Below are 12,890 nucleotides of genomic sequence, written 5' to 3' on the forward strand. Positions count from 1 at the left end.
ATATAACGGATTGTTATGAAGATCGACGAACGCCATCTTATTCAGCTTGCGGCTGTGGTTAAAACCGGCGGTGTCACCGAAGGTGCGGCCCTTCTGGGCCTTGCCCAACCGGCGGTGTCGCGCACGCTTTCGATGCTGGAGCAACGATTGGGCGAGCCGCTCTTCATCAAGGGCAGGCGGCCGCTGCAGCCGACGGCGCTTGGATCGTCGCTCGCCGAATATGGCCTGGTGATGCTGGCGGCCTCCCGCAAGGCAACGGATCTGGTGGAGAGCTTCCGCGTCGGCAAGAGCGGCGTCGTCCGTGTCGGAGGAACCCCTTTCTTCATGGATGGGCTGATCGCCGGGCTATGCGCCGAATTCCAGGCGACGCATCCGGATGTGCGCATCGAGCAGTCCTACGGCTATTTTTCCGATCTCAGAGCCGCCCTCAAGGCCGACCAGATAGACCTCGCCATCTGCCCCATCGATATTCTTGACGAGGGCTCGGGGCTGGAATTCCAACAGATCTTGCCCGGCCGCAACGTCATCGCCTGCAGGGTGACCCACCCTCTGCTGCTGAAAAGAAAGCTGCAGCCAGCCCAGCTTCTGGACTATCCCTGGGTCGCGCCGCCGCCGGGCAGCCCGCTGCTGGCCGACCTGCGCGCGCTGCTCCTGTCGTTCGGCGCGACCGAGATCAAGATCCGCTATTCCGGCGGGTCGCTGATGGGCGTGATCAACTATCTGAAAGCTGCGGACGCTCTGACAGTCATGCCGCACAGCGTGGTATTCGCCCAACGCAAGGATAAGAGCATCACCGCGCTGCCGATCAACATTCCCCATCCCGAGCGCGCGCTTTCCATCCTGAAACGCATCGATGCGCCACGCTCTCCCGCAGTCGACCAGTTCGCGGACTTTGTCCGCTCGGGTTTCGAGACACTGAGGCATCTCATCAAGCGCCATGAGGAATCCGTCGTCTGGGGGGTGTAGCGCGCAGGCCTTGGCCTGCCTCATGCCGGCCGATCGCTACCCGGAGAGCCAGCATCATGCCGAAATTTCTCCCGAACGGGGATGCGTTTGGCGCATCAAATGAATGTATATTGAATGCATTAATTGGATGCATGATGGCTTTCATTTTTGGCATGATTTTGCCCTATATTTTGTCAAATTCCGTCCAACAGCAGATATATCAAATTATTGATAGCATAATTGACTGCATAATTCATTCCTTTGGTTGTAATTTAGGCAAAATCGATATTGGCACGGTGCTTGCAATTGAATGGCTGTACTCCCCGCGACGGGGCCTGACTTCAAACACAGGAGCCATTCATGCCCACAATTACCGCACCCGCCCATGCTGACGGAGACTTTCTCGTCGACTACGAAGAGAAGGTCTTCGAGGACGTTCAGGCCAAAGAGGGTGAGAAAGCCCTTATCACCTTCCACACCGTTGCCTTCGAAGGTTCGATCGGCCTTGTGAACCTGCTCCAGGCAAAGCGCCTGAAGCGAAAGGGCTTCGAAACATCCGTTCTTCTCTACGGCCCGGGCGTTACGCTTGGCGTGCAGCGCGGCTTTCCCAGGCTCGGAGCCGAGGCCTTCCCGGGTCATCTCAACTTCAACAACCAGATCAAGGGCTTCATGGAGGAAGGCGGCAAGGTCTATGCATGCCGGTTCGCTCTCCAGGCGCTCTACGGCCACGGCGAATCCTCGCTTATTCCAGGAATCAGGCCGATCAGCCCGCTCGATGTTCTCGACCTCATCCTGATCCATCGTCGCGACGGCGCCTTCATCCTCGACACCTGGACGCTCTGACCCGCCGGAGGCGGAGCGCCGCTTCGCCTCCCTCGTCCCAACCGATGGAGCCCGCCATGGAGAAGAAACCGATCGTCCGCGCCGCCGCTGCGCAAATCGCCCCGGACCTGACCTCGCGTGAGAAAACGCTCGCGCGGGTCCTGGAAGCGATCCGGGAGGCTGCATCGAAGGGTGCGGATCTCATCGTCTTTCCGGAGACGTTCGTCCCCTGGTACCCCTATTTCTCATTCGTGCTGCCGCCGGTTCTCTCCGGCAAGGAGCACCTGCGTCTCTATGAAGAGGCGGTCACCGTGCCCAGTGCCGCCACGGATGCGGTCGCCGCTGCGGCCCGCGAGCACGGTATCGTCGTCGCGCTCGGCATCAACGAGCGCGACCATGGCTCGCTCTATAACGGCCAGCTCCTCTTCGATGCCGACGGCACGCTCATCCTGAAGCGCCGCAAGATCACGCCGACCTTCCACGAGCGGATGATCTGGGGCCAGGGCGACGGCTCGGGCCTTGCGGTCGTCGACAGCCGCATCGGGCGGCTCGGCGCGCTTGCCTGCTGGGAGCATTACAATCCGCTCGCCCGCTACGCGCTGATGGCCCAGCACGAGGAAATCCACATCGCCCAGTTTCCGGGCTCGATGGTCGGGCCGATCTTTGCCGAGCAGATGGAAGTGACGATCCGCCATCATGCGCTGGAAAGCGGATGCTTCGTGGTCAATGCGACGGGTTGGCTGACCGACGAGCAGATCGTTTCGATCACACCCGACCAGACCCTGCAAAAGGCGCTGCGCGGCGGCTGCATGACGGCGATCATCTCGCCCGAAGGCAGGCACCTCGCCCCGCCGCTCACCGAGGGCGAAGGCATATTGATCGCCGATCTCGACATGAGCCTGATCGTCAAGCGCAAGCGGATGATGGATTCCGTCGGTCACTACGCACGCCCCGAACTTCTGCATCTCGCCATCGACGGCCGCGCCACGGCGCCGATGATCACCTCCCCCAATTCTTTCGAAATCGCACCCGCAAGGAACAACACCGATGGACACGACGACGCGTCTTCCGACCGAAATCCTGATCAACGAATTGCAGTCGTTCGGAGCCAGGCTGGTTGATCCGAAAGCGGGCCATGAGAGCCGCCGTGGCGGCGCCGGCCCGTCCGATCACAAGCCGATAACGATCGACGGCATGACGGTCATGGTGCCAGTGCATACGGCGCCGGCCTTCGAAAGCCCCTATCTCGTCGAGAGGCCGGACGAGAGCGGCAGGAGCCGCATCAGCCGGGACGGCCGCGTGCTGGGTGAGGTCTCCTTTCCGCTGCGCCCGCGCTTCTACGAGCGAACGACGGCCGGCGGCGTTCCCTATTCGCAGATAGCCGTCCTGCACGGCCGCGACGTGCTGGCGACCACGGTGCTGCAGACCTGCATCCGCTACCAAAGCCGCACGAAGACCTGTCAGTTCTGCGCCATCGGCCAGTCGCTGGCCGCCGGCCGCACGATTGCCCACAAGACCCCGGAACAGCTCGCGGAAGTGGCCAAGGCGGCCGTCGAGCTGGACGGCGTCAAGCACATGGTCATGACGACAGGCACGCCAAAAGGGCCGGATCGCGGCGCGGCAATCCTTGCCGACAGCGCCCGCGCCATCAAGGCCGCCGTCGACCTGCCGATCCAGGCGCAATGCGAACCACCCGAAGACGACGCCTGGTTTGCCCGTATGAAGGAGGCCGGCGTCGATGCGCTCGGCATGCATCTGGAAGTAGTGACGCCCGAAATCCGCGCCCGCATCATGCCGGGCAAGGCGCAGGTGCCGATCAGCAAATACATGACCTCCTTCAAGGCGGCGGTAGAGGTCTTCGGGCGTGGGCAGGTCTCGACCTACATCCTCGCCGGCCTCGGGGATACAAGCCAGGCCATTCTCGATATCTGCGAAAGACTGGTCGCAATCGGCGTCTATCCCTTCGTGGTTCCGTTCGTGCCGATTTCGGGAACGCCGCTCGAAAGCCATCCGGCCCCGAAGCCGGATTTCATGCATTCGATCCTCGGTCCTCTCTCGAAAATGCTGGTCGAAAGCGGGTTGAAGGCGACCGACATCAAGGCCGGCTGCGGCAAATGCGGCGCCTGCTCGGCCCTTTCCACCTATGAAAGGATGCTGACCAGATGATCTTCGAGCCCTTCGCACCCTATCAGGCCGGCGAATTCCAGGTGAAGTTCGCAACATCCGCATGGGAGCGGCGGGAAGCGCATGCGCTGCGCCGCTCCGTCTTCTGCGAGGAGCAGAAAATTTTCGAAGGCGACGATCGCGACGCGATCGACGACCATGCGATTCCGATCGTAGCACTCTCCATGATGGGGCCGGTCGCCGACAGGCTGGTCGGCACGGTGCGCATTCATCAGGCCGAGCCCGGCCTGTGGTGGGGCTCGCGGCTCGCGGTTCATGAGGATTTCCGCAAGATCGGCGCGCTCGGCGCAACGCTCATCCGGCTCGCCGTCTCCTCCGCCAATGCGATGGGCTGCCACACCTTCCTCGCCAATGTGCAGGAGCAGAACGGCCTGCTGTTCCGCCGCCTGCATTGGGACGTGATCGAGGAGTTCGAGATCTACGGCAAGCCGCATCTCAGAATGAAAGCTGACCTTGCCTGGTACCCCCCATGCCCGACGCCGGAAACGGGATTCGTCGCGCTGCCGAAGAAGGCGGCCTGATCATGGTGGCGATCGACATCAAGTCACTCACTGTTCGGCTTGCCGAATCGAACGGCATTGCCGCCAAGGCGGATATCGGCGCGGTCGCCGCCAGTCTCGGGCTTGCCGGCCAGCCTGTCGCCGTCGGTGATGACTGTGCCGCGCTGCAGGATGGCGACGGATATCTGCTGTTCGCCATCGAAGGCTTCATGAACGAATTCGTTGCTGCCGACCCCTGGTTTGCCGGCTGGTGCAGCGTGATGGTCAATATCTCCGATGTCGCCTCGATGGGCGGACGTCCGATCGCGGTCGTCGACGCTGTTTGGGCCGATGGCGAGCGAAGTGTCGCCCCGGTGCTGGAGGGCATGCGCGCCGCGGCCGGAGCCTTCGGCGTGCCGATCGTCGGCGGTCATACGAATATCCGCACCGACCGCAGCCAGCTGTCCGCCGCCATTCTCGGGCGGGCTAAAAAGCTGCTGACAAGCTTCGACGCGAAGGCAGGCGACGTGCTCATCGCCGCCGTCGACCATCGCGGCCGTTACCGCGAACCGTTCAACAACTGGGAAGCGGCGACAGATGCGCCGCCTCAGCGCCTTCGCGGCGACCTGGAAATCCTGCCGCAAATTGCCGAGGCGGGATTGGCGCTCGCCGCCAAGGACATCAGCCAGGGCGGTATCATCGGCACGGCGATCATGCTGGCGGAATGTTCCGGCGTCGGGATCGAGATCGACGTGTCAACCATTCCGCTGCCGGCCGAGGTGACGCTGGAGCGATGGCTCGCGACCTTTCCGAGCTTCGGCTATCTGCTTTCGGTCGCACCCGGAAAGGCTGAGGGCGCGATCCGCCGCTTTACCGAGCGCGGCATCAGCGCCGCCGCCATTGGCAAGGTTCTCGCCGGCAGCGAAGTGGCGATCACCGACGGCACGGAGCGCGCCGTCATTCGCGACCACGCCGAAACGCCGTTGCTGAAGCTTGGACGACGGGAGGACGCCGCATGATACGCCCGCTGCGGATCGCCATGCTGTCACACTCCACCAATCCGCGCGGCGGCGTGGTGCATGCGATGCAGCTTTCCGAAGCGCTGACCGCGCTTGGTCACGAGGTCGTCCTGCATGCGCCGGATGCCAAAGGCACCGGTTTCTTTCGCAAGCCGGCCTGCGGCGCGGCATGCATCCCCGTCGCCCCGGCGCCGGGCGACATGACAAGCATGGTGGAGCAAAGGATCGCCGACTATGTCAGCTATTTCGAAAAGCCGGCGGCCCGCCATTTCGATATATTCCACGCCCATGACGGCATTTCCGGCAATGCGCTGGCGACGTTGAACGAGCGTGGATTGATCCCCGCCTTTGCCCGGACCGTTCACCACATCGACCAGTTCGCCGATCCACGTTTGATGGCGCTGCAGGATCGCTCCATCGACAAGGCCTGCCTCTTCTTCACCGTCAGCGCCACATGGCAGCGCATTCTCAAGGGTCGCGGGATCGAAGCGACTGTTGTCGGCAACGGCGTCGATAGCGAACGCTTCACCCCGGGCTGGAGCGGCGAACAGGCGGCCCTGCGCGATCGCCTGAGCCTGCCGCCCGGTCCGACCTTCCTCAGCATCGGCGGCATCGAGGCGCGCAAGAATGCGATCGGCATCCTCGACGCCTTCCGGCAGCTTCGCGCCGTCCAGCCCGATGCGCGGCTGGTCATCGCAGGAGGCGTCTCGCTGCTCGACCACAGCGGCTATCAGGAGGAGTTCCGCTCCGAGCTCGCCCTGCTGCGCGATCACGCCGCCGCCGTCCATGTGATCGGCCCGGTCACCGACGAGGACATGCCCAATCTCTACAGGCTGGCCGACGCGCTTGTCTTTCCCTCGCTGAAGGAGGGGTTCGGACTGGTCGTGCTGGAGGCGATGGCAAGCGGCGTACCGGTCGTCGTCTCCTCGATCCCCCCATTTACGGAATATCTCTCGGGCGATGACGCGATCTGGTGTGATCCCAAGCATTCGGCGTCGATCGCCGAAGCCATGGCGCTCGCTCTGATCCCCGAGATCCGCAACCGCGTCATCGCGCGCGGCCTGGAAGTCGCCGGTCGCTTCAGCTGGCGGCGCGTTGGAGAAGCGCATCTTGCCGCCTATGCGGCATTGAAGGAGAGCGCCCATGCCTGAGATGCGTTTCGTCATTGCCTGGCCGGACGGCCGCGAAGAGACCTGCTATTCGCCCTCGCTGATCATCCGGGATTTTTTCGCGGAAGGCGAGGCCTATCCGATCCGCGATTTCCTCGACCGCAGCCGCAAGGCGCTGACGATCGCCAGCGATCGGGTCGAGGCGAAATACGGCTATCCATGTTCGCTCGCACGCAACCAGCTTGCCCGCCTCGAGGCGGCCGGAGCGCTTTTTCTCGACGAGGCCGATGCGCGCGTCCGCTGCCAAAACTTCATTCTCTGAAAGGAACCAGCCATGACCTTATCGCTCAAGCCGCATTATAGCGCCGTCGTCATCGGTGGCGGCCAAGCCGGACTTTCGGCCAGCCATTATCTGAAAAAGCACGGCATCGATCACGTCGTTTTCGAGAAGAAGACCGTCGCCCACAAATGGAAGGATGAGCGCTGGGACGCTTTCTGCCTGGTGACGCCAAACTGGCAATGCCAGCTTCCCGACCATCCCTACGACGGCGACGACCCGCACGGCTTCATGATCAAGGACGAGATCATCGCCTATGTCGACCGCTTCATCAAAAAGGTGGATGCGCCGGTGCTTGAAGGCACGACGGTCAGCCTGCTCGAAAAGGTCGATGGCGTCTTCAAGGTGGAAAGCTCTGCCGGCACGGTCACCGCGGATTGCGTCGTGCTCGCGACCAGCCTTTACAGCCGGCCGTCGATTCCCCGAGCCGCCGAACGCCTCCCGGACGATATCCTGCAGATCCATACCGTCGACTATCGCAATCCCCTGCAATTGCCGGCGGGCTCCGTCGTCGTCGTCGGCTCCGGCCAATCCGGTTGCCAGATCGCCGAAGACCTGCATCTGGCCGGCCGGAAGGTGCATATGGTGACGGGCAACGCCCCGCGCTGCGCCCGCTTCTATCGCGGCCGTGACGTGGTGGACTGGCTCGCGGATGTCGGCCAATACGACATTACGGTCGAACATGACGGAATGACCAAGAAGAAGCACGATACCAACCACTACCTGACCGGCCGAGACGGCGGACGGGATATCGATCTGCGGAAATTCGCGCTGGAGGGCATGTCGCTCTACGGCCGGATGGACGGTATTTCCGGCGGGAAAATGCTCTTTGCGCCGAACCTGAAGGCCAATCTGAATAATGCCGACCGGGTCTATAACGGCATCAACGGGCTGATCGATCGGTACATCGCCGAAAAAGGCATCGATGCGCCGCCGGCCAGTGTCTACACGCCGCTCTGGGAGCCGCCGATCGAACCGAGCGAACTGGATCTTGCGGCCGAGGGGGTGACGTCGGTCATCTGGGCGACGGGCTTCGACCCCGATTGGTCCTATGTCGGTCTGCCGATCTTCGACGGCACGGGTTATCCCGTGCAGCGGCGCGGCGTCACCGGCATCGGCGGCGTCTATGTGCTCGGCCTGCCCTGGCTCTGGACCTGGGGCTCCGGGCGCCTTCTTGCCGTCGGCAAGGATGCGGAGCATGTCGTCGATCATCTCGCCGGATACCTCGAGGGCAGCCAGCCGGTCCTCAGACAGGCGGTTGGGCGCTGATCATGACCATTGCCGTCCTCGATGCCCAGCCACAGACGCCCTCAGCACGCGCGCTGATGGAGCGTGCGCTTGATCCATATATCCTTCTCGGCATGCCGCATCTGAGCCCTGTCGGACTGTCCGAGACCTGGCTCATGAAGGAACTCGGCCACCGGCACTGGCTGATGCTGGCGCGGCATCTCGGCATGGACAATGCGGATTTCCGCACCGCTGACGGCCGCGAGGTCTATGCCTCGATCTGCGCGACATCTATGACCGGCACGAAGCTTCAGCTTGCCCGCGCCAACGATGTGCTGGCCATTCGCTCTTCCCTGCATCGGATCTCGCGGACGCAATATTCGAGCCGGCATCATCTGAGCATCGGTGGCACCAGCATCGCCGACGTCGAACTGATCTCCGCCTTCGTCCGGCGCGACATAGAAGGCGACAATCGCTCGCTGGTGCGCGTCGAACATGCTCGCAGCAAGGGCGAAATACTTGCGACAAGCGAGCTCGCCGCCACGGCCGCCGCCCTTCGTCGCGGCACGGCACAGACACATCTCGGCATGACGCCTGCGATCGGGCGGTACCTGAAGAGTTTCAGGTTCAAGCCATCCATGGCAGAGGAGTTCAACGGCGCGGGGCTCTTCTATTTCGCGGAATTCCAGGCGCTCATGACGCGCGCGCTGGAAGCGTGGTTTCCAGAGCAACGCCTTGACGTCGTGCGGCGGGACGTTTTCCTCAAAGGGAATATCGGAGCCCAGGACGCAGTTACCATCGAGTTGAGCGTCGTAAAGCCTGGCGATACCGGCATCGCCTGCCGTCTGCTGCGCCCAGATGGCACCGAGATCGCAATCTTGTTCGCGCTGCTGCGGGACGGCTAGCAGCAGTCAGCCGTGGCGATAGGCCCATTCGGATAGCGCGCTCATGCCCAGTCGCTGCAGGAGCTCGTAGGCAACCCGGCGGTTGAGGGGATTGTGCAACCGGATCACCTTCGAGCCGAGAAAATCCATCTCGGCGTGCTCGAAGGGCCTGAGATGCAGCGCCTCGCTGATTGCGGCCCGGTAGAAATCATGAAAGTCCCGCCGACAGACATAGGTCTTGTACTTCGTCATGCAGAAGGCTGAAAATGTGTCGCTGTTTCTTCGCAGGAAATCCGAGACGCCGATCGTCACCTCCGGCCAGGCGGGGTTGAACGTGTCGTCGAAGGCGATGATGCCGTGATCGGCCAGCACGCTTTCGGCCAGATGGCTGTCGGCAAGCACGTGGCGGAGCAGATGACCGCCGTCGATGCTGAAGAAGCGGACATGGCCAATCTTGTCGATGATGGCTTGCGGATCGAGCCTGGTGCTGTCGCCGGAGATGACGAGTTCCTCGTCGACAGGGATGCCCAGCGACCTGCCATTATCGAGAAAGCGCTGATATTGCGCATCATTCTCTTCGATGTCGAAGAGGTCGATGGCAAGTACGTTGCTGTCAGGCGCACTGATCTTGCGCAGCAGAAAATAGGAGCGCCCATAATAGACGCCGATTTCCGCGAGACCGCCGAGCAGATTCTCTTGCCTTTGCCTTCCGATCAACGACAGGAAGACAAGGGCGTCGGGCGGATCGATATAACCATCGATTCTCTGAAGATCGCGAAACACAAATTTTCGAACACTCGACTCCAAAATCCAAAACCCCGCTGGTTTCTGTCACGCTGCCACTCGCTTGCCGTGCACCCCTTGGCGCCGATCAATCGAGTAAAAAACGCGCATATGTATCCCCAGGTCTCGCTTGAAAGCCGCGTGATCACGGCGCCTCGCGGTAGCTGCGGCCCTCGGAAGCTGGGATGAGATTGCGCCAAAGCGAGCGCCATTACCGAATATTCCGGCTTTTCTGTCGCTTGGCGGATAGCAATGCGCTGATTGGATAGTCCCGTCGGATGCCTTCAACCCGGCGATCGCGGCTCGGCGCCAATGATGCGTAGACGCAGATTGCTGGGTGGGAGGCCCGGAGAAGCCTGGCATAAAAATGCGGAGGGAACGCCAGGCGTTTCATTCAGCCAATTCGGAGCGGAAAAACCGTACCAACTCTTGATTTAAGCTCTCCTGAAAAGAGGCTCGATCAAATCCGGGCTGATCCAAGCAGATCTCCAGATTGAGAGCCCCAGCAGCTTTGCTACAAGGCTTTAGAAATGAGTAGTGCCTGGCGTCCCTGACATCATGAACAGCGATCACACGAGGGAGGTATCGTTGCAGATATCCGACGTTGCTTTCGAAGGGAACGACATGATCCTCACTGCCGCCCCAAAGCTCGACGGGGATTTTGATCTTGCTGAGCGAGCTCGGATCGAAGGAGAACGCCCAGCCGGGCGATACAAGTACCGCCGCCTTGATGCGAGCGTCATGCCGCCATTCCGACGCCATCCGCGCCGCTACCTGCGGTCGCGACAGGACCGCCGCGCTGCCCTGTTGGCACACAGCTTCCATCGGGTCGGCGGCGCAATGAAGCGTGAAAAGCTTCCAATCGGGAATGCCGCCGATTGCCACCAAGCCGGTGAAGCCGCCAGCTGAAAAACCATAAAAACCGATCTCGGATTTCTCCAGATGCTCGCGTCCTGGCCATGTTTGCATCATGTAGTCCAGAACCCGGCTTGTTTGGCGGGGACGATTCAGCAGAATTTGCACGACCTTGTCGCCACTGTCTTTGTAGTTGTCTCCTGGATATGTCAGGGAGACAGCGACAAATCCTGCCTTTGCAAGGACAAGGGCCGATTCCGACCGATCGCTAAAGTGCCCCGCGCTGCCATGGGAAAAGATGACCGTGGGTAGGTGATCACCCGTGATTTCACCGTTGACGGCAACGGTTTGCGCGACATCCCCTAGAGTTGTCGGCGTCGCGACGGAGTTGCTTGGGTACCAGATACCCAATTCGATCGGTCTGCCTATATCGTCCGGAATGGACAGGTATTGAAAGCCAACGGCGCTTGCGGATCCGGCGACGAAAAACGGGAACATGATCGCCAGAAATTTCAACAGCCGTTTCATGAAGAACCTCGCACACTTCCGATGATCACGAACAGCCGAGGCTACGGCACCTGGACGATGCGGCCACTGCCCCTGATTTCCGAGCGCCGCAGGATCGGGCGACCGAACAGCTCGACATTGCCACTTCCGGAAATCGAGATGTCCGCATCCGCCTGCGCGGACAGTTGTGCGTCGCCGCTGCCGCGAATGTCTATCTGCACGGATTTGGCAGCCAGGTCCTTGAGCCGCGCCGCGCCCGAGCCGGAAATGTTCAGCCCCACGGTATCGGCGGCTCCGGTGGCGGCTACGCTGCCGCTTCCCCGAATGCTCAGCCGCAGCTGCGGCTGATTGATCTGCGACAAGGTGAGATCGCCGCTGCCGAGCAGTTTCCAGTTTGATATCGCCGGCCCCGAGAGACTGACATCGAGCCGGGAGTCGAGCCAGCCCGGATCGCAATCCAAGCTCAACTTGCCGCCTTCCATCCGCACATGGTCGATAAGTGCTGGATCGCCGCTGACCACAGCTTCCGCCTTATCCCCCGGCTGATAGCGGACCGAAGCCGGCAGATCGATCGTCAGATTGTCGGTGGCGGTGAAGGGCAGGGTAACCTGCTGGCTGGTAGCTGTGGCTGATCCGCAGCTGGATTGCCTCGCACCCCACAAATGTCTTGCGTCGGCCCAATCCCGCCCGGAAAGCCCGATACCCAGCGCCAGAAGGACGATTGCACTGATCGATCCCGCTGTCGCGACGAATGCCAACTTGCCAGTCATTGTCGTTCCTTCAACGCAGTGTGATGAAATGTTCAAAAGCCGTTTTGGTCCGGTTGAGCCAGACGGAAATGCAGCCGGGCATAATGGCCGAGCATTCGTATGCTCGCGCCCAGTCCCATCATCAGCAAAGCGCCGCCGCCGAGCAGGCAACTCACAAGTCCGGCCCCGATGAGCAAGCGCGCTATTGTTCCAATCACCGGCCCCCCAAGATGGAACAGCAATGTGGTGAAGATGATCTCCACACCGACCGCGCCGATGGCCGCCAAGGCGATCGCCAGCCCGAGCGCAACGAAGATCGCCAATATCAGCAGCGGCAGCAGGAAAAGGACGTCGACGATTGCAAGGCCGGCCAGCGCCATCGCGGCCGCCAGCAGATTCGACACGCTCCAATGGGCCTCGAAACGACGCAGCCCGGCTTCGGCGCGCAGCTCCCTGGCGATCCTAGCCGGATCGCCCAACGCAGCCGCGACGTCCTGCTCGCTGCGGCCCGAAGCATCGGATTCGGCGAAATGGGCGGCATAGTCTGCGATGATGTCCTCGATCTCCTGAGGCGGCATACCGGCAAGCCCCAGTCTCAGCGTGCGCAAGAAGGCGTCCCTGGTCATGGCAAATCCTCAAGAAGTTTGTCGACTGCATCCGCAAAGGAGCGCCAGTCGCGGCGGTGAGCTTCGAAAACCGTCTGGCCCAGCGGCGTGAGCCGGTAATATTTTCGGGGCGGCCCGTTGCTCGACTCGACGATTCGGGTGGCCACCAGGCCGTCATTCTGCATCCGGCGCATCAGCGGATAGATCGTGCCTTCCCCCATGCCGACGGCGGCGACCAGGGTGCTGGCGATTTCATAGCCATAGCTTTCACCCCGCGACAGCACGGCGAGGACGCATAGATCAAGGGCGCCTTTTCGCAATTGAACTTGGATCGAGTCGGTCATGAATGCCTCGGATTTACCGCATGCATATAACAAGCTATCTG

At 61.8% G+C, this 12,890-nt stretch carries 16 protein-coding genes; 11 read left to right on the plus strand and 5 right to left on the minus strand.

Annotated elements, in window-relative coordinates; all coding sequences use genetic code 11:
• Nucleotides 1–15 precede the first annotated feature (15 nt).
• From FHT28_RS11265 to FHT28_RS11315, 11 genes are read left to right on the plus strand one after another with little or no spacing between them, the layout of a single operon-like run.
• Nucleotides 16–966, plus strand: a complete 951-nt coding sequence (locus FHT28_RS11265) for a LysR family transcriptional regulator (protein ID WP_037193051.1) — start codon at nt 16–18, stop codon at nt 964–966.
• A gap of 56 nt (nt 967–1,022) precedes the next feature.
• Nucleotides 1,023–1,337 (plus strand): hypothetical protein, encoded by a 315-nt coding sequence (locus FHT28_RS11270; protein ID WP_131512134.1) that lies wholly within the window; start codon nt 1,023–1,025, stop codon nt 1,335–1,337.
• Entirely contained in the window at nt 1,306–1,788 is a 483-nt protein-coding gene (locus FHT28_RS11275) for an MSMEG_0572/Sll0783 family nitrogen starvation response protein (protein ID WP_037193052.1), read from the plus strand. The genes FHT28_RS11270 and FHT28_RS11275 overlap by 32 nt, the downstream gene beginning before the upstream one ends.
• A 56-nt stretch (nt 1,789–1,844) precedes the next feature.
• A complete protein-coding gene (locus tag FHT28_RS11280) occupies nt 1,845–2,888 on the plus strand; it encodes a Nit6803 family nitrilase (RefSeq protein ID WP_037193372.1) in 1,044 nt (347 codons plus the stop codon).
• A complete protein-coding gene (locus FHT28_RS11285) occupies nt 2,815–3,933 on the plus strand; it encodes an MSMEG_0568 family radical SAM protein (protein WP_113108932.1) in 1,119 nt (372 codons plus the stop codon). Before FHT28_RS11280 ends, FHT28_RS11285 begins: the two co-directional genes overlap by 74 nt.
• Entirely contained in the window at nt 3,930–4,472 is a 543-nt protein-coding gene (locus tag FHT28_RS11290; RefSeq protein ID WP_113102377.1) for an MSMEG_0567/Sll0786 family nitrogen starvation N-acetyltransferase, read from the plus strand. Before FHT28_RS11285 ends, FHT28_RS11290 begins: the two co-directional genes overlap by 4 nt.
• A 2-nt stretch (nt 4,473–4,474) precedes the next feature.
• Nucleotides 4,475–5,449, plus strand: a complete 975-nt coding sequence (locus FHT28_RS11295; RefSeq protein ID WP_168596372.1) for a sll0787 family AIR synthase-like protein — start codon at nt 4,475–4,477, stop codon at nt 5,447–5,449.
• Nucleotides 5,446–6,600 carry an MSMEG_0565 family glycosyltransferase gene (locus FHT28_RS11300; protein ID WP_168596285.1) on the plus strand — a complete coding sequence of 385 codons (1,155 nt, stop codon included), beginning with the start codon at nt 5,446–5,448 and terminating at the stop codon, nt 6,598–6,600. Before FHT28_RS11295 ends, FHT28_RS11300 begins: the two co-directional genes overlap by 4 nt.
• Nucleotides 6,593–6,880, plus strand: a complete 288-nt coding sequence (locus FHT28_RS11305; RefSeq protein ID WP_047558624.1) for an MSMEG_0570 family nitrogen starvation response protein — start codon at nt 6,593–6,595, stop codon at nt 6,878–6,880. Before FHT28_RS11300 ends, FHT28_RS11305 begins: the two co-directional genes overlap by 8 nt.
• A gap of 12 nt (nt 6,881–6,892) precedes the next feature.
• Nucleotides 6,893–8,164: an MSMEG_0569 family flavin-dependent oxidoreductase gene (locus FHT28_RS11310; RefSeq protein WP_168596286.1), complete on the plus strand. Its 1,272-nt coding sequence runs from the start codon at nt 6,893–6,895 to the stop codon at nt 8,162–8,164.
• Nucleotides 8,165–8,166: 2 nt separating this feature from the next.
• On the plus strand, nt 8,167–9,027 hold the full coding sequence (locus tag FHT28_RS11315) for a Pnap_2097 family protein (protein ID WP_047558618.1): 861 nt from the start codon (nt 8,167–8,169) through the stop codon (nt 9,025–9,027).
• 6 nt (nt 9,028–9,033) lie between these two features.
• Here FHT28_RS11315 and FHT28_RS11320 read toward each other — a convergent pair whose 3' ends face one another.
• The 5 genes from FHT28_RS11320 to FHT28_RS11340 all read right to left on the minus strand — a co-directional run bounded on the left by FHT28_RS11320 (nt 9,034) and on the right by FHT28_RS11340 (nt 12,849).
• A complete protein-coding gene (locus FHT28_RS11320; protein ID WP_037193072.1) occupies nt 9,034–9,813 on the minus strand; it encodes a class I SAM-dependent methyltransferase in 780 nt (259 codons plus the stop codon).
• Between the two features lie 366 nt (nt 9,814–10,179).
• Nucleotides 10,180–11,172, minus strand: a complete 993-nt coding sequence (locus tag FHT28_RS11325; protein WP_168596287.1) for a dienelactone hydrolase — start codon at nt 11,170–11,172, stop codon at nt 10,180–10,182.
• Between the two features lie 41 nt (nt 11,173–11,213).
• A complete protein-coding gene (locus FHT28_RS11330; protein WP_168596288.1) occupies nt 11,214–11,921 on the minus strand; it encodes a DUF2807 domain-containing protein in 708 nt (235 codons plus the stop codon).
• Between the two features lie 32 nt (nt 11,922–11,953).
• Nucleotides 11,954–12,526, minus strand: coding sequence for a DUF1700 domain-containing protein (locus FHT28_RS11335; RefSeq protein WP_168596289.1), 573 nt, complete (start codon nt 12,524–12,526; stop codon nt 11,954–11,956).
• Complete coding sequence (locus tag FHT28_RS11340) at nt 12,523–12,849, minus strand: PadR family transcriptional regulator (RefSeq protein ID WP_034479266.1); 327 nt, start codon at nt 12,847–12,849, stop codon at nt 12,523–12,525. Before FHT28_RS11340 ends, FHT28_RS11335 begins: the two co-directional genes overlap by 4 nt.
• Between the last annotated feature and the right edge of the window lie 41 nt (nt 12,850–12,890).

The organism is Rhizobium sp. SG570 (assembly GCF_012275345.1).
In the GTDB taxonomy this organism is placed as follows: Bacteria; Pseudomonadota; Alphaproteobacteria; order Rhizobiales; family Rhizobiaceae; genus Rhizobium; species Rhizobium lusitanum.